18 protein-coding genes are annotated in these 18,602 nt (G+C 60.7%); 16 read left to right on the forward strand and 2 right to left on the reverse strand.

All coding sequences use genetic code 11. The features are described 5' to 3' along the window. Positions 1 to 33: 33 nt before the first annotated feature. Positions 34 to 255 carry a hypothetical protein gene (locus ABD720_RS18255; RefSeq protein WP_344765549.1) on the forward strand — a complete coding sequence of 74 codons (222 nt, stop codon included), beginning with the start codon at positions 34 to 36 and terminating at the stop codon, positions 253 to 255. A 285-nt stretch (positions 256 to 540) separates the two neighbouring features. After that, positions 541 to 750, forward strand: coding sequence for a helicase HerA-like domain-containing protein (locus tag ABD720_RS18260; protein ID WP_425548007.1), 210 nt, complete (start codon positions 541 to 543; stop codon positions 748 to 750). On the opposite strand, the gene ABD720_RS18265 is transcribed toward ABD720_RS18260, so the two are convergent. Both ABD720_RS18265 and ABD720_RS18270 read right to left on the reverse strand, forming a co-directional pair. Then, on the reverse strand, positions 724 to 1,662 hold the full coding sequence (locus ABD720_RS18265) for a DedA family protein/thiosulfate sulfurtransferase GlpE (RefSeq protein WP_344765551.1): 939 nt from the start codon (positions 1,660 to 1,662) through the stop codon (positions 724 to 726). The two genes, ABD720_RS18260 and ABD720_RS18265, sit on opposite strands and share 27 nt — an antisense overlap. A 91-nt stretch (positions 1,663 to 1,753) precedes the next feature. Next, on the reverse strand, positions 1,754 to 2,668 hold the full coding sequence (locus ABD720_RS18270) for a LysR family transcriptional regulator (protein WP_344765553.1): 915 nt from the start codon (positions 2,666 to 2,668) through the stop codon (positions 1,754 to 1,756). A 98-nt stretch (positions 2,669 to 2,766) separates the two neighbouring features. On the opposite strand from ABD720_RS18270, the gene ABD720_RS18275 reads away from it, so the two are divergent. The 14 genes from ABD720_RS18275 (at position 2,767) to ABD720_RS18340 (ending at position 18,569) form a co-directional block, all read left to right on the forward strand. After that, complete coding sequence (locus ABD720_RS18275) at positions 2,767 to 3,666, forward strand: pirin family protein (RefSeq protein WP_344765554.1); 900 nt, start codon at positions 2,767 to 2,769, stop codon at positions 3,664 to 3,666. A 44-nt stretch (positions 3,667 to 3,710) separates the two neighbouring features. After that, positions 3,711 to 4,325, forward strand: coding sequence for an FMN-dependent NADH-azoreductase (locus tag ABD720_RS18280; protein ID WP_344765556.1), 615 nt, complete (start codon positions 3,711 to 3,713; stop codon positions 4,323 to 4,325). 272 nt (positions 4,326 to 4,597) lie between these two features. Continuing rightward, positions 4,598 to 6,799 carry a TonB-dependent receptor gene (locus ABD720_RS18285; protein ID WP_344765558.1) on the forward strand — a complete coding sequence of 734 codons (2,202 nt, stop codon included), beginning with the start codon at positions 4,598 to 4,600 and terminating at the stop codon, positions 6,797 to 6,799. A 110-nt stretch (positions 6,800 to 6,909) separates the two neighbouring features. Further along, entirely contained in the window at positions 6,910 to 8,649 is a 1,740-nt protein-coding gene (locus ABD720_RS18290) for an alkaline phosphatase family protein (protein WP_344765560.1), read from the forward strand. Position 8,650: 1 nt separating this feature from the next. Further along, on the forward strand, positions 8,651 to 9,706 hold the full coding sequence (locus ABD720_RS18295; protein WP_344765562.1) for an ABC transporter substrate-binding protein: 1,056 nt from the start codon (positions 8,651 to 8,653) through the stop codon (positions 9,704 to 9,706). An 8-nt stretch (positions 9,707 to 9,714) separates the two neighbouring features. Continuing rightward, positions 9,715 to 10,521, forward strand: coding sequence for an alkaline phosphatase family protein (locus tag ABD720_RS18300; RefSeq protein ID WP_344765564.1), 807 nt, complete (start codon positions 9,715 to 9,717; stop codon positions 10,519 to 10,521). Continuing rightward, entirely contained in the window at positions 10,521 to 11,363 is an 843-nt protein-coding gene (locus ABD720_RS18305) for an ABC transporter permease (protein WP_344765565.1), read from the forward strand. Before ABD720_RS18300 ends, ABD720_RS18305 begins: the two co-directional genes overlap by 1 nt. Continuing rightward, on the forward strand, positions 11,353 to 12,153 hold the full coding sequence (locus tag ABD720_RS18310; RefSeq protein ID WP_344765566.1) for an ABC transporter permease: 801 nt from the start codon (positions 11,353 to 11,355) through the stop codon (positions 12,151 to 12,153). Before ABD720_RS18305 ends, ABD720_RS18310 begins: the two co-directional genes overlap by 11 nt. A gap of 6 nt (positions 12,154 to 12,159) precedes the next feature. Then, positions 12,160 to 13,176 (forward strand): ABC transporter ATP-binding protein, encoded by a 1,017-nt coding sequence (locus ABD720_RS18315; RefSeq protein ID WP_344765567.1) that lies wholly within the window; start codon positions 12,160 to 12,162, stop codon positions 13,174 to 13,176. Between the two features lie 155 nt (positions 13,177 to 13,331). After that, positions 13,332 to 13,967 carry a GTP cyclohydrolase II gene (ribA, locus tag ABD720_RS18320; RefSeq protein WP_344765568.1) on the forward strand — a complete coding sequence of 212 codons (636 nt, stop codon included), beginning with the start codon at positions 13,332 to 13,334 and terminating at the stop codon, positions 13,965 to 13,967. A 4-nt stretch (positions 13,968 to 13,971) separates the two neighbouring features. Next, positions 13,972 to 14,907, forward strand: a complete 936-nt coding sequence (locus ABD720_RS18325; protein WP_344765570.1) for a DMT family transporter — start codon at positions 13,972 to 13,974, stop codon at positions 14,905 to 14,907. Positions 14,908 to 14,991: 84 nt separating this feature from the next. After that, positions 14,992 to 15,966 (forward strand): quinone oxidoreductase family protein, encoded by a 975-nt coding sequence (locus ABD720_RS18330; RefSeq protein WP_344765572.1) that lies wholly within the window; start codon positions 14,992 to 14,994, stop codon positions 15,964 to 15,966. Between the two features lie 7 nt (positions 15,967 to 15,973). Continuing rightward, positions 15,974 to 16,144 carry a hypothetical protein gene (locus ABD720_RS18335; protein ID WP_344765573.1) on the forward strand — a complete coding sequence of 57 codons (171 nt, stop codon included), beginning with the start codon at positions 15,974 to 15,976 and terminating at the stop codon, positions 16,142 to 16,144. Between the two features lie 280 nt (positions 16,145 to 16,424). Beyond that, a complete protein-coding gene (locus tag ABD720_RS18340) occupies positions 16,425 to 18,569 on the forward strand; it encodes a DUF1631 family protein (protein ID WP_344765575.1) in 2,145 nt (714 codons plus the stop codon). Positions 18,570 to 18,602: the final 33 nt, after the last annotated feature.

Below are 18,602 nucleotides of genomic sequence, written 5' to 3' on the forward strand. Positions count from 1 at the left end.
GATTGATGGCCAGGCTCGCTTTGCGCGAGAAAGATGGCTTGTAAAAGCCTTGTAGGTTTTGGTTTTGACGTTGGTTTTGACGTTGGTTTTGACGTTGGTTTTGACGTTGGTTTAGACGTTGGTTTAGACGTTGGTTTTGACGTTGGTTTTGAACTCGATGTCGATCACGACGAGGAAGTTTTCTCGCGCAAAGCGAGCCTGGCCATCAATCGATCACCAAGGCTGGGCTTGGTCTTGACCTTGAATTCCGCGTAAAAAGATCGCTGCCAAAAACCGGGTGCGGCAAGAGGATCAGAGACCCGCACTGTCTGAGCGCAGCGAGTTTGCGGGTCTCCCTCTTGCCGTACCCGGTTTTTGGGAACCCGCAGGGCAGCGGTCTTGCGGTCGCCTTTTTCTTGGTTACTGCTTTTTGGCGAAACAAAAAGAAGTGACCGGCTGCCGGGCCGCCCCCGGCTTGGCTCCACGGAGCGCAACCCGTTTTAGCTACCGCAGACCGCGCGTCGTGGCGACCCGCAGAGGGAGTGTGACGCATGTTGGGCTTTGCAGTCCAACCTACTGGCTGGCGGCTCGCTCGGTGACACATTCAGGGATGTGCTGGGTGGCGTGTTCGGCGGCAAAAGCCCGACCCGGCGCAGTGACAGCATGGTCGAAACCATGATGAAGTCGGCAGTGCGGTCGATCAGCTCGCAGGTCGGTCGCGAGATTATTCGCGGCGTATTGGGATCAATCCTGAAGGGCGGCAAGCGGTAGTTCGCTGGCTTCGCGCCAGGCGTCGAGGCCGCCGACCAGCGGCCGCACGCGTACAAAGCCGTGTCCAATCAACTTGCGTGCAATGAGTGCTGCCGATGCTTCGTTCGGGCAGTTGCAGTAGACGATGATGTCGCGGTCGCGCGGTACGCTGTCGAACGCCGCCGCGTGATCGGTGTGCCCGTACAGGATGGCACCGGGGATGGCTGCTTCGAGTTCCTGCGCGGTCCGACTGCGTGCATCCACGATCACCGGTGACAGACCGGCGTCGATCATCTCGCGTAACTGGCTGACCGAAATGCGCGCCATGAACAGTGCCCGCATCAGACGACGGCGCTCGATGTATTTGTACAGAATGAACAAGCCCAGCAGCACGCCGATGACTAGCAATGCAGTGGCACCCATGGTGCTCAGTACCTCCAGCACGCGATCGATACTCTTGTAAAAAATGGCGCCGATGGCCAGGCCGGAACCGGCCCACAGCAGCGAACCGGTCATGCTGAACAACAGAAATTTGCCACGCGGCGTCCCCATGGCACCAGCCAGCGGCGGCGCGATGGTATTGAAACCCGGGATGAATTTGCTGACCAGCAGCGACTTCGGTCCCCAGCGGCGAAAGATGTCTTCGGTATTGCTGACACAGGTATCGGGCGACAACGAAATGCGGCACAGCTGGCCAAGGATGCGCTTGCCGAAATGCCTGCCGGCCTTGTGCCAGCTGAGGTCGGTAATCAGACACGCGCCTATGCTCACGGCCAGGCAGGCTTGCCAGCTCAGGTCACCAAGCATGGCCAGCGCACCGGCCACGATCAGTATCGGAAAGGCCGGGATCGGCAAACCCATCTGTTCCAGCAGGACATTGGCGAACACCAGCAGCAGGCCGTATTGCTGCAGCAGGAGAGTGAACTTGGGCATGGTGTGCAGTGTGTCAGGGATGAAGGAGCGGGACCGCGGGAAAGCCGGAATATACCAAAAGGCCGCGAAGTCCGTATTGACCGCAACCGCTTCAGGATGGCCGCGCGACTTCCGGTGCCTGCTCGCGCAATTGCTGAATCAGCCAGCGGCCGGCCTGGCCGGGCGGGTCTTCGACGCGCTGTATCAAGTAAAGCGGATAGATCACCGGCTGAATTTCGGCCAGCACCAGCCGGACCAGTCTGCCGCTGGTCAGATCGGTTTCGACCATCGCTTCGGGCATGTGACCCCAGCCCAGACCGCTGCGCAGCAAGGCGTGTTTGGCACCGAGGTCGCCCAGCCGCCAGTCGCGCATGGCGAACACCCCGAAATTGCTGCCGGCAGTCAATGTGCTGCGGTCGGTCAGCACCAGTTGCGTGTGCTCGCGCGCGATCGCGGTCGGGATCGGCGCCGGCTCGCGCGCCAGCGGATGGCCCGGTGCCGCCACCGGCACAAGGCGCACGCTGCCCAGCGCCTGACGTTCGATGGCGTCGGGCGTATTGATCATCCAGCCGGAGACACCGATCTTGCTGACCCCATCGAGCACCAGTTGCGTGACCGCACCGAGTGCTTCGATGCGCAGGCGCAGGCCCACGGTCGGGAAGTGCGCCTGAAAACATTCAAGGATGCGCACCAGAGTCGCGGTCGGGAACATCACGTCGACTGCCAGCGAGACCTCGCCTTCCATGCCTTCGGACAGGGTCTTCGCGCGCGCCCGCATGGCATCGACCTTGAGCGCCACGCTACGGGCATCGGCCAGCAATAACTGGCCGGCTGCGGTCAGCAGTGGTTTGCGTTTGCTGCGATCAAACAGTACGACGTTGAGCTGCGCTTCCAGGTTGGCAATGGTGTAGCTGATCACGGATTGGGTCCGGTGCAATTCCTTCGCCGCGCGCGAGAAACTGCCCGCGTCGACTACGGCCACGAAGACGCGCAACTGATCGATGGTCGGAGTGCCGGGTTCACGCATAGTGATTTAATCGATGCTATCGATGGAAATTTTCGGGGTTTCATCGATAGTAAATCCTGACTATGATCCTTTCCAAGCTAATTTAACGGGAGAGCAGCATGTCCATCACAGCACAGAAAACAACGCGCGGCGTTGCCCGCATCACCCAGGCGCAACGCGTCATCGAAGGCGCCGGCTTCGAGGTCCAGCGCGCCGTGCCCGCAGCCGGCCTGGAAGCGGTCGGTCCGTTCATCTTCGTTGACCATTTTGGTCCGGTTGATTACGCCCCGGGCAAGGCCATGGGAGCACCCGACCATCCGCATGCCGGCATCGAAACCCTGACCTATTTTTTTGAAGGCGGCGGCATGCGTCACCGCGATAGCCTGGGCAATGTCAGCACGCTGCAGGCGGGCGGAGCGCAATGGATGCGCGCAGGACGCGGCATCGTGCACGATGAAAGTCCGGACGAAGCCCTGCTGCGCGATGGCGGCCGGGTGCACGGCGCGCAGCTCTGGATCAATTTGCCGAGCGATCACAAGATGGATGCACCGCAGTACCAGGCCTACGATGCCGACCAGATTCCGCACTGGACCGAACAGGACGGCAAGGTGCAATTGCGTCTGATCGCCGGACAGCTGGGCGAACGCACCGGACCGGTAGCGAGCTTCGGCAATCCGTGGCTGCTGCACCTGACGTTGCAAGCGGATGCCCGTTGCGTCGTCCCGCTGGACGGCGTGGCACAGGCGGCTGTCTACGTCGTCGCAGGAAGCGGGTGCTGCGGCATCGACCGCACTGAAGGCGCGCCGGGCCAGCTAATCCAGCTGGAAGGACAGGGTAGTGCGCTGATCGAGGCAGGTGCCGCGGGTCTCGACGTGCTGGTGCTCGGCGGCGATCCGCTGGACGCGCCGATCGTGCGGCACGGACCCTTCGTGATGAATACCCACCGCCAGTTGCAGCAAGCGGTGCAGGACTTCCAGCAAGGAAAAATGGGCCGTATCGAACACGGAACTGCCGTCTGAATTACTCACTGACTTCGCCATCCACAACAACCAGAGAAAACACCATGACCACTATTCTTCACATCAACAGCAGCGCCCGTCTCGCCGATTCGATTTCGCGTCAGGTCACCGGCGAATTCGTCGCCAGGCTGCAAGCCGCCCATCCTGCCAGCACGGTGGTCGAACGCGATGTCGCCAGTCAACCGTTGCCGCATCTGACAGGCCAGGTGCTGGGCGCTTTTTTCACGCCAGCAGACGCACGCTCGCCGCAACAGACCATCGATGCCAGCCTGTCGGACACGCTGGTGGCAGAACTGAAAGCGGCGGATGTCATCGTCATCGGTGCGCCGATGTACAACTTTTCGATCACCTCGTCGCTGAAAGCCTGGATCGACCACGTTGCCCGTGCCGGCCTGACATTCAAGTACGGTGCCAATGGTCCGGAAGGTCTGCTGACCGGCAAAAAAGTCTACGTCTTCACCTCGCGTGGAGGCGTCTACAGCGAAGGTCCGGCGAAGGTAATGGACTTCCATGAAACCTATCTGCGTGCGGTGCTGGGCTTTCTGGGCCTGACCGAGATCACGTTCATTCATAGCGAAGGTCTGGGCATGGGCGAGGCTGCTGTTATGAAAGCGCTGGCACAGACCCGTACAACGATCGGCGAGCTTTTACCCGCCTGATCCGGTTGCCGATCCGTCGGCATTTGCAGCACCTTCCCGAGCACGCGGCATCGGCGAATTCAGTTCGTCGCTGCCGCTTTTTTTTAGCCACGAATCCTTCATTTTTTGTGTTTCCTGGTGTCATGTTGCAGTAACACGCCGTCGTTAGACTCCCGTTCAATGTTTCCAAATCCACATTTTTTTAATGCTGTCCGGTTGATGTGGAATGGAAATGCAGCTTCCTTGCGTTGTACGCAACGACAAATTTTTTTATCCAAAACGAGAGAGTCCACGTGGCACATTTCCTTCGCATCAAACCGCTGACCCTGTTGATCCTGCAAGCGCTGGCATTCTCGGCACAAGCACAAGAAGCTGCACCCGTCACCGAAGTCATCACCGTCTTTGGCCAGGGCCAGACCCGCCAGTTGCAAAAACTGACGCAGGATGATCTTGCCAAAGCCTTGCCGGGCACCAGTCCGCTGAAGACGCTGGAAAAACTGCCGGGCGTGAGTTTCCAGTCAGCCGATCCGTTTGGCGCGTACGAATGGTCAACCCGCTTCAGCGTGCGCGGCTTCAACCAGAACCAGATGGGCTTCACGCTCGACGGCGTGCCGCTCGGTGACATGAGCTACGGTAACAACAATGGCTTGCACATCAGCCGCGCCATCTCGTCCGAAAACATCGGCCGCGTGAACCTGTCGCAAGGCTCCGGCGCCGTCGGTACCGCATCGACCAGCAACCTTGGCGGTACCGTGCAGTTCGTCTCGATGGATCCGAGCGACAAGATGGGCGGCACGTTCGCGCAGACCTTCGGCAGCGACAGCACCTTCCGCACCTTTGTTCGCGTCGACTCCGGCCTGCTGCCATCCGATACCAAGATCGCCGTCAGCCTGACCCGTCATCGTTCCGACAAATGGAAGGGCGAGGGCTCGCAGGATCTGGACCAGTTCAACAGCAAGCTGGTGCAGCGTTTTGGCGATAACAAGCTATCCGTGTTCTACAACCACTCGGACCGCAAGGAAATTGATTATCAGGACATGTCGCTGGAAATGACCCGGCGCCTCGGCGCGAAATGGGACAACTACGCGCCCAACTTTCAGCAAGCCGTCAATGCGGCGCGCGGTATCTACACGGCTGGCGAAACCAGCATCGATGACGCCTACTACCAGGCCAGCGGCTTGCGCAAGGATGACCTGGCCGGCGCCACGCTGGAGGTCAACCTGACGCCATCGACCGTGCTCAAGACCACGCTCTACCACCATCACAATGAAGGCCAGGGACACTGGTACACGCCGTACGTGGCAACCTCCGCCGCCATGCCGATATCGATCCGCACCACCGAATACAAGATCGGTCGCGACGGCGTCATCAGCGACCTGACCTGGGATGCCGGACAGCACTCCATCAACGGTGGTTTCTGGGCCGAGCGCAGCCTGCATAACGTCACCCGCAACTACTACGCGGTGATCGATAACCGTGACACCAACACGTATTTGTCGAACCCGTTCCGGACCGACTTCAAGCAGGACTACACCACCACCACGACCCAGTTCTACCTGCAGGATACGGTCTCGATGCTGGACGACAAGCTCAAGCTGAACCTCGGTTTCAAGTCGCCGAAAGTGGCGATTGATTCGGTCTCGGTAGTAGGCACCCGTGCTGCCGGTTCGGTAGTGGCGACCAAGTCGTTCCTGCCGCAGATCGGCCTGAACTACGCGCTGACCAAAGATGACGAGCTGTTCGCCTCGCTGGCAGAAAACATGCGCGCCTTCTCGCCGGGGATCGGTGGCGTGTTCTCGCAATCGCAAGCGTCGTTCAATGCATCGAGCACCTCGCTGAAACCGGAAACCTCGACCTCGCTGGATCTCGGCTATCGCTTCAAGCGCGCGCAGATGAGTGGTTCGGTGGCCGTCTACCACGCCGAGTTCAAGGACCGCCAGCTGGGTATTGCGAACTGTCCGGCCATCGTCGGTTGCGCGTCGACTTTCGCCAACGTCGGCAAGGTCATCACGAATGGCGTTGAAGCTGCTGCCGAACTGAAGCTGGCGCCGCAATGGTCGTGGTTCAACTCGCTGACCTACAACGACTCGCAGTACAAGTCCGATTATCTGGATGGCGCGATAGTGCCGGTCAGCGGCAAGCAAGTGGTGGATGCGCCCAAGCTGATGTTCAATACCGAACTGGCCTACGAGAACGAGCACTGGTTTGCCCGCACCAACGCCAAGTTCACCGACAAGCGCTATTACACCTACCTCAATGACGCCTCGGTGCCGAAGTTCTGGCTGCTGAATTTGACCGCCGGCTACAAGATGAAGTCGTTCGGTGCACTCAAGGATGTCTCGATCCAGCTCAATGTCGACAACCTGCTGAACAAGGATTACTTCAGCACCATCGGCAGCAACGGCTTTTCGAAGTCGGACCCATCTGGCACCAGCCAGACCCTGCTGACGGGTGCGCCACGCCAGATGTTCCTGACGATCGGCGGCAAGATCTGAGTTGACACTGCGCCGGAACCGTTCGGTTCCGGTTGGCCTGATCCCCGGGAGGACACGATATTTACTCTGTAAATGTCGTGCCCTCCACAATGTTTTCCGGAGTACTCCTGATGCGCCATTTTCTCTGCCCACTACCGGCCCTGTTGTTGCTGCCGTTTGCACTCGTCCACGCCGCCCCCGTTACACCCGTGACACCCGTGACACCCATCGAGCACGTCATCGTGCTAGTGGGCGAGAACCGTACCTTCGACAACATGTTCGGTGTCTACCAGCCCAAACGCGGCCAGACGATCTCGAACCTGCTGTCCAAAGGCATCGTCAAGGCAGATGGTTCGCCGGGTCCGCGCTTTCGGGATGCGGCCCAGAAGACCGCCGAGAATCTCGGTCCGTACAACCCGACACCACCCACGACCGGCACGTACCCCGCCTTACCGCAACCGTATGCGCTGGGCGCCTTCGGCCAGCGCCACGATGTGCCCGATGCGCGGTTTCCGAAGGCGATGCCGAACGGGCCGTTCCAGATTACCCACCACGTCAGTTATGGTGCCCATACCGGCGACCCGGCACATCGGTTTTTTCAGATGTGGCAACAGACCAATGGCGGCAGCAACGACCTGTTCGTCTGGGTGGCAGAGAGTGCCGGGCTGGGTCCGAGCAATCCCTGGCTGCCGCTCGGTCCCGGCAAGCCGACCTTCCAGGGCGGCGTTGCAATGGGCTTCTACAACATGTCGACCGGCGACGCGCCGTACTTCAAGCACCTGGCCGATACCTACTCCATTGCCGACAACTACCACCAGCCCATCATGGGCGGCACCACCGTGAATTATTTTGCGCTGGCCACCGGTGATGTCTCGTTCTTTACCGTCGATGGCAAGCCGGGCATGCCGGCTGCCAGGCTGATTGAAAATCCCGATACCCAGCCCGGCACCAACAACTGGTACACCGAGGACGGCTATCGCGGCGGCACGTATGTGCGCTGTGACGACCCGGCACTGCCGGGTGTGGCCGGCATCCGCAATCATCTGAAAAAATTGCCGTACCGCGCTTTCAATGACGGCAACTGCGCTGCCGATACGTACTACATGGTCAACAACATGGACCCGGCCTATACGCCGAAAGGGGACTTGCTGCCAACCGGGCCGGATAAATTCCTGTTGCCGCCGCAAACCATCCCGCATATCGGCGATGGCCTGAGTGCCGGCGGCGTCTCCTGGAAATGGTATTCGGGCGGTCGCAACGACGGCGTCAAGACCGACAAGGAGTATTGCGCGATGTGCGACACGCCGACCTTCTTCACTTCCACGATGACCGGCCCGGACAAGGAAAATCTGCAGGACCTGCAGCAGTTTTATGTCGATGTGAAAGACGCAAAAACTTTTCCGGCCGTGAGTTTCATCGCGCCGTATGACAGCATCTCGGGGCATCCCGGATATGCCATGCAAACCAGCTTCGATGCACTGGCGCAGGACGTGATCACGCGCGTCAAGGCCAACCCGGCGCTGTGGAAAAACACGGTGGTCCTGGTGACCTTCGACGAAGGCGGCGGCTATTACGACTCGGGATATGTCCAGGCCATCGACTTTTTTGGCGACGGCACGCGCATTCCGCTGATCGCGGTGTCGCCGTATGCCAGGCGTGGTCATGTCGATCACACCTACTACGACCATGCCTCTATCCTCAAATTCATCGAAGCCAACTGGTCGCTGCCACCGCTGTCGGCGCGCAGCCGCGACAACCTGCCGAACCCGGTCAGCGATCCGCGCCATCCCTACGTGCCATTGAACCAGCCGGCCATCGGCGATCTGATGAATCTGTTCGACTTCAAGCGCGCTGCGCACGGTGGTAAATGACATGAAAAAATCACTCGTAACGACACTGATTGCGGCCGCCTTGCTGGTGGCCGCAGGAAGCGCAGCGGCCCAGCAGAATCTGACCACGCTGATTGCCGCTGCCAAAAAAGAAGGCGCCGTCAATAGCCTCGGCATGCCACCCGACTGGGCCAACTGGAAACAGTCGTGGGCTGCGATGGCGCGCCTGTACGGCATCACGCACCAGGACACCGACATGAGTTCGGCGCAGGAAATCGCCAAGTTCGAGGCCGAGAAATCCAATGCCTCGGCAGACATCGGCGACGTCGGCCATTCGTTCGGGCCGATCGCGGTCGCCAGGGGCGTCACGCAAGCCTACAAGCCGGCGACCTGGAGCGACATTCCGGCCTGGGCCAAGGACGCCGACGGCCACTGGATGCTGGCGTACACCGGCACGATGGCCTTCATCAGCAATAACAAGCTGGTCAAGAATCCGCCAAAAAACTGGAAAGACCTGTTGAGCGGCACCTATCGCGTGACGGTCGGCGAAGTCGGTGTCGCGTCGCAAGCCAACAGCGCCGTGCTGGCTGCTGCATTGGCTTTTGGCGGCAATGAAAAAGACCTGGCGCCGGCTTACAAACTGTTCGCCGAACTGGCCCGGCAAGGGCGCTTGTCGCTGGCCAATCCGAGCATCGCCAACATGGAAAAAGGCGAGGTCGAAGTCGCCCTGCTGTGGGACTTCAATGCGCTGAGCTATCGCGACAAGATCGACCCGGGCCAGTTCACGGTCGCCATTCCGCAGGATGGATCGCTGGTGGCGGGCTACACCACCATCATCAACAAGTACGCACGGCATCCGAACGCCGCCAGATTGATGCGCGAATTCATCTTCAGCGATGAAGGCCAGATCAACCTGGCGCGCGGCCATGCACGGCCAATCCGCAGCAACGTGGTGATGCCGAAAGACGTGCAGGACAAGATGCTGCCGGCGGCGCAATACCAGAATGCGAAGCCGATCCAGGATTTCGCCGCGTGGGAAAAAACTACCCGGGCCTTGCCGCGCCAGTGGCAAGAGCAGGTCATGATGTTCAACAAATAAAGGGCGCCATGAACAGCAAGGTAATCCTGGTCCTCATCGACGGACTGGCCTGGCAGGCAGCCTACGATGGCATGGGCTTTTTGCAGGGCCTGTGCGAAGCGCAGCGTGCCAGCCTGTACCGGATGGAATGCGAACTGCCTTCGCTCTCGCGTCCGCTCTACGAATGCATCCTGACCGGCGTGCGTCCGGTCGACAGCGGCGTGGTGCACAACCAGGTCACGCGCCTGTCGCACCACGACAGCATCTTTCATCTCGCGCGCCGGGCCGGTGGCACGACGGCGGCCGCGGCCTATCACTGGATCAGCGAACTCTACAATCGCACGCCCTACGAAGCAGTACGCGACCGCTTTACCGACGACGCGACGCTGCCGATCCAGCATGGCGTGTTCTATCACGCCGACAGCTATCCCGATGACCACTTGCTGCTGGATGGCGAGATTTTGCGGCGCAGGCATGATCCGGATTTTTTGCTGATTCATCCGATGAATACCGACGATGCCGGTCACCGGCACGGCGGCGACAGCGGCCAGTACCGCAATGCCGCGCGCAACGTCGACAACGCGCTGTCGACCGTTGTGCCGGGCTGGATGGACGCGGGTCATCAGATCATCGTCACCAGCGACCATGGCATGAACCGCGACCACACGCATCGCGGCGTGCTGCCGGAAGAGCGGCAAGTGCCGCTGTTCGTGATCGGTGCCGGCTTCAGCCACGATCCGCTGGCACAGCCGCGCCAGACCGAACTGTGCGGCATCATGGCTGACCTGCTCGGGGTGCCGCACGAGAAGCCCCGTAACCGGGCGCTGCTGGCCTGATGCACCGTACACTGGTGCCGCAACGCTGGCGGGCGGCGTTGCTGCTAATACCGATGTTGGTAGTCGTGGCGCTGTTTTCGCTGGCGCCGACGGGCTGGGTGCTGGTCAACAGCGTGCGCGTCGAGGATGCCTGGTCGCTGGCCAACTTCATTGCCATCACGGGCTCGTCGTTTTACCGGCAGGCTTTTGGCAACAGCCTGTGGATCGCCACCGGCTCCAGCGTCTGTGGCCTGCTGGTCGCCATGGTGGGCGCGGCCTCGATCCGGCGCGTTGACGGCAGCGTGCGCGATGTGACGGTCGCGCTGACCAACATGTCGAGCAACCTCAGCGGCGTGCCGCTGGCGTTTGCGTTCATCATCATCCTCGGTGCCAACGGCGCGGCCACGTTGCTGCTGCGCGAGTGGGGCTGGCTGGGCGATTTCAGTTTGTATTCGCGGGCCGGGCTGACGCTGATCTATACCTATTTCCAGATTCCGCTGGCGGTCCTGCTGCTGTATCCGGCCTTTGATGCGCTCGATGACGACTGGCAGGACAGTGCCGCATTGCTCGGTGCATCGGCGCTGCGCTACTGGCAGCTGGTCGGCTTGCCGGTCCTGTTGCCGGCCATGCTGGGAACCTTCATCCTGCTGTTTGCCAATGCGATGGGGGCGTATGCCAGCGCGTATGCGCTGATGACCTCGAACTACAACCTGGTCACGATCCGCATTGCCAGCCTGGTGGCGGGAGATATTTTTCTGGAGCCGCAACTGGCGGCGGCGCTGGCCGTGCTGCTGATCGCGCTGATGATCCTGATGGTCACGATAAACCAGTGGCTGCTGGCACGGACGCATCATGGGCGCTAAGTCGCGTCAGACGCATGCTAGCCAGAGCCATGGCTATCACCGGTGCGTCGTCGCCGTCCTGCTCATCCTGCTCGGCATCCCGGTACTGGCAACCTTGCTGTATTCGCTGTCGCAGCACTGGGGCGCGACGGTGCTGCCGGACGGCCTGACACTGGACTGGTATTGGGCATTGCTGCATGAGCCGCGATTCCTCAGTGCGTTCGGCCATTCATTGCTGGTGGCGCTGGCCACACTGGTACTGGCAACGCTGCTGGTAGTGCCGGCGGCCTTCGTGGTGTTCTATTATTTTCCGCGGCTCGACCGTGCGATGAACCTGCTGATCCTGCTGCAATTTGCGGTGCCGCCGGTGGTCTCGTCGGTCGGCTTGCTGCAATTGTATGCCGATGGTCCGCTGCCGCTGGCCGGCACGCCATGGATACTGGTCGGCTGCTATTTCACGATCGTGCTGCCGTTCATTTACCGGGCGCTGGCCAGCGGCCTGCAGGGCATGCAGGTGCGCGACCTGATGGACGCGGCGCATCTGCTCGGTGCCAGCACGACCGTGGCGTTCCTGCGGGTGATCCTGCCGAACCTGCGCAAGGGCCTGATGGCGGCATTGTTCCTGTCGTTTTCATTTTTGCTGGGCGAATTCGTGTTTGCCAACATGCTGGTGGGAGGGCGTTTCGAAACGCTCAATGTCTACCTGTACACGATGCGCTCGACCAGTGGCCATTTCACCAGCGCCGTCGTGATGACGTATTTCCTGTTCACGCTGATCGTGACCTGGATCGCCACCCGTCTCTCCCGTTAGGATTTCATGGATTACCTGCGCATCGCCGGACTGAGCAAAACCTTTGGCCGCACCACCGTACTGGATCAGATCGATTGCACCATCGCCGAAGGCGAACTGGTGACCCTGCTGGGGCCCAGCGGTTGCGGCAAATCGACGCTGCTGCGCTGCATTGCCGGCCTGACCGCGCCCGACCGCGGCAGCATCAGCGTCGCTGGCGTCGACATCACCGGCATGGCGCCACAGCAGCGCGGCATCGGCATGGTGTTCCAGAGTTATGCGCTGTTCCCGAATTTGAACGTGCGCGACAACATTGCCTTCGGCCTGAGCATGCAGCGCCTGCCGGCTACCGAGATTGCACGGCGCGTGGCCGACATCGTTGCGCTGGTCGAATTGCAGGGCCACGAAACCAAACTGGTACACCAGCTTTCGGGTGGCCAGCGACAGCGGGTCGCGCTGGCGCGCGCACTGGTGGTGCGCCCGCGCATCCTGCTGCTCGATGAACCGCTGTCGGCCCTCGATGCCCGCATCCGCAAGCACTTGCAGCAACAGATCCGTCGCATCCAGCAGCAACTGAAACTGACCACGGTCTTCGTCACCCACGACCAGGAAGAGGCAATGATCCTGTCGGACCGGATTGTCGTGATGGAGGGTGGGCGCATCGTCCAGCAGGGCAGCGCCGAAGCGATTTATACCCGGCCGGCGTCGGCGTTCGTGGCAGGCTTCATGGGCAGTTTCAATGTGCTCGATGGCGCGCAGGCGAGCCGCTTGCTGGGCCTGCAAATACCGGGACAACTGGCGATCCGGCCGGAGTCGATCCGCATCACGGCCTCCGGCAGACTGCCGCAGGACCCGTGTCAGCCCTGCATTGCGGCCATCGTGAAGCATCATCAATTGCTGGGTAACGTGATTCGCTATCATGTGACGGCGCAGGCCTGTACGCTGATGGTCGATACGCTCAACCGCAGTCCGGCCGGCCTGCTGGCCCCGGGTGCAGCCGTCGATTTGCACTTCGATCCGACCGAATTCCAGCCGGTTCCCTGACGCCTGCGGCAACAAAAGGACGCCGGCCTGATATCCTTGCGGATTGTCGAGCATCAAGAGTCGTAGCCGATGGCTCTCCGACGCAGCTGACGTGACGATCTTTCACGCTGCTGCGTCCGCTTTTTGATTGACGTTGTCCTTCCGTGAGATGTGCCATGCCGCAAAATCAGTTCGATCAGTCCGCCAGCGCCTTGCCGCAAGCCGTGCTGGAATACGCCACCACTTGTGATCTGCCTACTCCCTGGGCCACCTTCCGTCTGCATGCCTTCACCGAAGCCGCCACGGGCAAAGAGCATCTGGCGATGGCGCTGGGCGATTTCGAGGATGGTGCTCCGGTGCTGGCGCGCATGCATTCGGAATGCCTGACTGGTGACGCGCTGTTCAGCCAGCGCTGCGATTGCGGTGCACAACTGGAAGCGTCGCTGCAAATGATCGCCACCGAAGGCCGCGGCGTACTGCTGTATCTGCGTCAGGAAGGACGTGGCATCGGCTTGCTCAACAAGCTGCGTGCCTATCACCTGCAGGATGGCGGTGCCGATACGGTCGAGGCGAATCAGGAACTGGGCTTTTTGCCGGACCAGCGCAACTACAGTCTGGCCCTGCCGATGCTGGCCCATCTGCACATCACCGCCCTGCGCCTGATGACCAACAACCCGCGCAAGATCAATGCACTGACCCAGCTGGGCGTCAACGTGGTCGAACGGATTCCGTTGCTGGTTCAGCGTAATACCTTCAATAGCCGTTATCTCGATACCAAGGCGGCCAAGCTCGGCCACCTGATCAAGTCGTAAGCGGATGACTGTCGCTGTCGCTGAATCGGCTGCTGCTTCTGCTGCTGCTGCCTCTGCCCGCAAGGCCTTTCTGGTCGGTCTGGCCATCGCGGTCACCGGCGCGATTCTGTTCTCGACCAAGGCCATCGTGGCCAAGCTGATCTATCGCTACAACGTCGACGCGGTCACGCTGATTGCATTCCGGATGCTGTTCTCGCTGCCGTTTTTCCTGGTCATCGCCTTGTGGAAAATGCGCACCCAGCCGTCGCTCTCGAATTCCGAGCGCGGTCGCATTCTGGTACTGGGATTGCTCGGCTATTACCTGTCGAGCTTTCTGGATTTCCTGGGCTTGCAATACATCAGCGCCGGACTCGAACGGCTGATTCTGTTTCTGACGCCCTCGTTCGTGCTGCTGATTTCGGCGCTCTTCCTGAAGAAAAAAATCACGCCGCTGGAATGGGGCGCGCTCCTTATTTCGTATGTCGGCATGCTGCTGGTGTTCGTGCACGACGCCCGCACCGGCGGCGCCAACGTGCTGCTGGGTGCCTCGATGGTGCTCGGCGCTGCGGTCTCGTATGCGCTGTATCTGCTGGCGTCCGGCGAGATGGTGCGCCGGGTCGGCGTGCTGCGGCTGGTGTCGTACGCGATGTGTGTCTCCAGCGCGGCCTGCATCGGCCAGTTCTTTTTGCTGCGGCCTGCCGCGCTGCTGGTGCAACCGATGGAGGTCTACTGGCTGTCGATGTTCAATGCGTTTTTCTGCACGGTACTGCCGGTGCTGATGACGATGATTGCGGTGGCGCGGATAGGCGCCAGCACCGCGTCGCAAGCGGGCATGGTCGGGCCGGTATCGACGCTGTTCCTGGGCGCGATGATCCTTAACGAACCGATTACCGGTATCCAGCTGGCCGGTACCGTGCTGGTGCTGGCGGGGATTTATCTGCTGTCGCGCAAGAAGGCGTGACTCGGGCGCTGTTGATCGGCAGCGAACGCGGTACAGTACACGCCGAAGAGATGGATTGATAAATCAAAAAACAGGAGATGGGACATGGCAAAAGCAATTCAGATTTTCAGGACAGGCGGCCCGGAAGTACTGGAATACGTCGACGTCGAAGTCGGTGACCCGGGACCCGGCGAAGCACGCGTGCGCCAGGCCGCCTGTGGCCTGAACTACATCGATGTGTACTTCCGTACCGGCCTGTATCCGCTGCCGCTGCCAGCAGGCATCGGCATGGAAGGCGCAGGCATCATCGAATCCGTCGGTCCCGACGTGACCCATCTGAAAGCGGGTGACCGGGTGGCGTATGCCGGTCGGCCGACCGGCGCGTACGCCGATGTGCGCGTGATGCCGGCCTCCATCCTGGTCCGTGTGCCGGAGGCGATCGGCCTGGAAACAGCCGCGGCCATGATGTTGCAAGGCATGACCGTGGAATACCTGTTCCGCCGTACCTTCCCGTTGCGCGGTGGCGAAACCATCCTCTTCCATGCTGCCGCCGGTGGAGTTGGCCTGATCGCCTGCCAGTGGGCCAGGGCGCTGGGCGTGACGATGATCGGCACGGTCGGTTCGGATGAAAAAGGTGCCCTCGCTAAAGCGCACGGCTGCACCCATGTCATCAATTACAACACCGAGAATTTTGTCGAGCGCGTCAAGGAAATTACCAACGGCGCAGGGGTACCGGTTGTGTACGATTCGATCGGGGTCGATACGTTTTTCAAGTCGCTCGATTGTCTGTCGCCACTGGGCATGATGGTCAGCTACGGCAGTGCATCAGGTCCGGTGCCGCCATTTTCGCTTAACGAACTGGGATCGCGCGGGTCGCTGTTCGTTACACGGCCAACGCTGTTCACCTACGCCGCCAAGCGTGACAGCCTGGAATCGATGGCCGCCGAATTGTTTGGCATGGTCGAGAGTGGCAAGGTCAAGATCGAGATCAACCAGCGGTACGCATTGGCCGATGCCGCCAGCGCACATCGCGACCTCGAAGCGCGCAAGACCACCGGTTCCACCATTCTGATTCCATGAGGATTGCATGAGCGCATTACCCCCGCAAGAGCCATTGCCTAACCCGATGGATCATCCCGAAGAACTGCCAACCGGCACCGATGGCACGCCGAAATTCGGTCGTCTGCTGATCGTGCTGGCCATCGCGGTGACATTGATCGTGGCAATCACGTTCGGGTCGCAAGAGTATTTTTCCTGATCCGGGTCGTGTAGCGGAAAACCAGCCCGACAATCACGCGCGCCACTGTTGTGGTGCGCGCTGACAGTATGCAAGGTGATTGCACCTTCAGACGCGGCGTTTCTGTTGGCTAGTTGCTATCGGTCTATAGATTGCAGCAGGTTATCTTCTCTTGTCAGGCGTTATTCAGCGTCAGCAACTGTGAAATCGCTTAGAATTTTGCTTGGCCGTAAGTTCACGTTTGGATGTGGCTTCTGACTTTGTTTCATTCCCTGGCACTTCACCGAGAAGATCTCGCGCAATGTCTCAAAAACCGGACGTTCCCCCATCGGAAGCGGTCAGCGCTGCATCCAGCCGCATCATGATCATGGAAAGCCTCGTCCCGGTTGCCGTCAACCAGGTTGCCGCGCAGATGATGGGGTTCACCGATCGTCTGGCGCATGCGATGTTCCGCTTGTCCGACCAGTCCGTCTTGCCGAATGAAGCCAGTCTCAGCTTTCATTCCTGGAATCACCTCAAAAAGAATGCCACCCACCTGCATCGCGGCGTGGTCGGCAACCTCGGCTATGCCTTGTTGTGCGAGATCGCCGCGCTGGATAAATCCCGGGTAGCGGCAGCTGACCTGATGCCGTCCGACTTGTCGCTGGTGTCGCTGGACGAAATGGAAAACAAGGTCCTCATCGGCAATATTGCTCAGGCCATCGAACTCGATAACGCTGCCGCGCTGGTGGCGCTGAACATCCGCTTGAGTCGCTTGCTGCAACGGGAAGAAATCAGCGTCGGCCAGAATCCGTTTCGTCCGGCGGTTTTCCTGCGGGCCACCTTTGAGGCGTGGTGCAAATTCCACCCGCAGGAGGCCTCGCACCGATTGATATTGCGGCTGATGCGACCCGACGTCTTCGTTGATTTTGGCCCGGTGCTGGAGGCGTTGAACCAGGCACTGATTGCACGCGGGATCGTGCCCGACCTGGCGGATGTCGCGCGCTCGTCACGCACCGTCCACAAGCCAGCTGAGTTGCTGCCGGATGCCGAGCGACGCGATGTGTCGCTGCAGAGCCGGTTGCAGCGCTGGTTGCATCAGGTCAGTGCCGAGCAGGGCGAGAGTATGGCAGTGCGGGCAACTGAAACAGGCAGTGCAGACTATGCCCCCGCGCTCAGCGCGACCAGTTCGGCTTTGCTGGATTACCTGACAGACATTCAGCGCACCTCCAGCGCCGCGGCAACGCCGGTCGTCCAAACCACGGCGACCTTGCGCAGCATCCCGCTTCAGGCACCGGCTGGATCGCTGACTGCGCTCGATCAGAACACCATCGAACTGCTGGCGCGGGTATTCGATTTTGTATTTGGTGACCCGGCCATTCCCGATCAGATCAAGCATTTGCTGGGCCGCCTGCAGGTGCCGCTGCTGAAAATTGCACTGGCCGACAAGGACTTCTTTTTCAGCGAAAGCTATCCGGCGCGCCGTTTGCTGGATCAACTGGCCCAGTCCGGCGTGGGACTGCAGCGCAACGTCGATGCAGAGGACCCGCTTTTCAAACTGATTGAACAGATCGTCGAGCGCGTGCAGCGTGACTACGACCAGCAAATTGGTTTGTACAGCAACGTGGTGTCGGATCTCGACACATTCCTGGCCGCCGAACAGTGCGCCGAACAGGCCGCACTGACGCCCCGTATTGCCGACGCCTTGCGCCAGGAACGCATGCAGCAGGCGCAGGCCGCTGCCGACAACGATGTCGCCAGTCGTATCGACGGCGGCGAGGTGGCCGGGTTTGTCGAGGTTTTTCTGGAAACGCAGTGGACCCGTATCTTGACGATGGCGCACAGCGTGGCCGCGCGCAAACCCGAAGCCCTCGAAAAAGCCTTGAAAGCCATGGACGACCTGATCTGGAGCGTACAGCCGAAAGTGAGTCCCGAAGAACGCAAGGAACTGGTCGGCAAGCTGCCATCGTTGCTGTCCCTGATCAACGCATGGTTGAACGCGATCAAATGGGACGAGCCGGAGCGTGTCGAATTTTTTTCCAACCTGGTCGAGCGCCATGCCGCCATCGTGCGCGTACCAGCAGAATTGTCGCCGCGCCGGCAGCTTGAAATGGCCGTCAACATCGCCCAGAAAGCCAGCGACCGGCGCCTGAGCAAGCGCGCCCGTGAACATCAGGAGCAACCGATCGACCAGTTCGTCCACAGCGTCGACAGCATCGAACTGGGCAGGTGGGTCGAATTTGTGCGCGCCAACCGTGAGCGCATCGCCTACCGGCTTGTGTGGATCAGTCCGATGCGCAGTCGCTTTATCTTCAGCAGTCGAGCGGGCAGTGAACCGTTGTCGATGACTGCCGCCGAACTGGCAGCGGCATTGCGCGAGCAGGGCGCGTTGATGTTGCCGCGTGAGTCGGTGATTGCGCGTGCGCTGGCGGCGGCGCTGGATGGTGCGGAGCGCGCAGCCGGGTAGCTGCGTGCTCCGGCACGATCCGGTCACTGCTGT

This window comes from Actimicrobium antarcticum (assembly GCF_039536745.1).
Lineage (GTDB): Bacteria > Pseudomonadota > Gammaproteobacteria > Burkholderiales > Burkholderiaceae_D > Actimicrobium > Actimicrobium antarcticum.

What these genes read in the sequence shown, in the direction of transcription:
- ABD720_RS18255 (WP_344765549.1), top strand. Translation starts at nt 34, where the DNA reads ATGGCTTGTAAAAGCCTTGTAGGTTTTGGTTTTGACGTTGGTTTTGAC.
- ABD720_RS18265 (WP_344765551.1), bottom strand. Translation starts at nt 1,662, where the DNA reads ATGCCCAAGTTCACTCTCCTGCTGCAGCAATACGGCCTGCTGCTGGTG.
- ABD720_RS18270 (WP_344765553.1), bottom strand. Translation starts at nt 2,668, where the DNA reads ATGCGTGAACCCGGCACTCCGACCATCGATCAGTTGCGCGTCTTCGTG.
- ABD720_RS18275 (WP_344765554.1), top strand. Translation starts at nt 2,767, where the DNA reads ATGTCCATCACAGCACAGAAAACAACGCGCGGCGTTGCCCGCATCACC.
- ABD720_RS18280 (WP_344765556.1), top strand. Translation starts at nt 3,711, where the DNA reads ATGACCACTATTCTTCACATCAACAGCAGCGCCCGTCTCGCCGATTCG.
- ABD720_RS18290 (WP_344765560.1), top strand. Translation starts at nt 6,910, where the DNA reads ATGCGCCATTTTCTCTGCCCACTACCGGCCCTGTTGTTGCTGCCGTTT.
- ABD720_RS18295 (WP_344765562.1), top strand. Translation starts at nt 8,651, where the DNA reads ATGAAAAAATCACTCGTAACGACACTGATTGCGGCCGCCTTGCTGGTG.
- ABD720_RS18300 (WP_344765564.1), top strand. Translation starts at nt 9,715, where the DNA reads ATGAACAGCAAGGTAATCCTGGTCCTCATCGACGGACTGGCCTGGCAG.
- ABD720_RS18305 (WP_344765565.1), top strand. Translation starts at nt 10,521, where the DNA reads ATGCACCGTACACTGGTGCCGCAACGCTGGCGGGCGGCGTTGCTGCTA.
- ABD720_RS18310 (WP_344765566.1), top strand. Translation starts at nt 11,353, where the DNA reads ATGGGCGCTAAGTCGCGTCAGACGCATGCTAGCCAGAGCCATGGCTAT.
- ABD720_RS18315 (WP_344765567.1), top strand. Translation starts at nt 12,160, where the DNA reads ATGGATTACCTGCGCATCGCCGGACTGAGCAAAACCTTTGGCCGCACC.
- ribA (WP_344765568.1), top strand. Translation starts at nt 13,332, where the DNA reads ATGCCGCAAAATCAGTTCGATCAGTCCGCCAGCGCCTTGCCGCAAGCC.
- ABD720_RS18325 (WP_344765570.1), top strand. Translation starts at nt 13,972, where the DNA reads ATGACTGTCGCTGTCGCTGAATCGGCTGCTGCTTCTGCTGCTGCTGCC.
- ABD720_RS18330 (WP_344765572.1), top strand. Translation starts at nt 14,992, where the DNA reads ATGGCAAAAGCAATTCAGATTTTCAGGACAGGCGGCCCGGAAGTACTG.
- ABD720_RS18335 (WP_344765573.1), top strand. Translation starts at nt 15,974, where the DNA reads ATGAGCGCATTACCCCCGCAAGAGCCATTGCCTAACCCGATGGATCAT.
- ABD720_RS18340 (WP_344765575.1), top strand. Translation starts at nt 16,425, where the DNA reads ATGTCTCAAAAACCGGACGTTCCCCCATCGGAAGCGGTCAGCGCTGCA.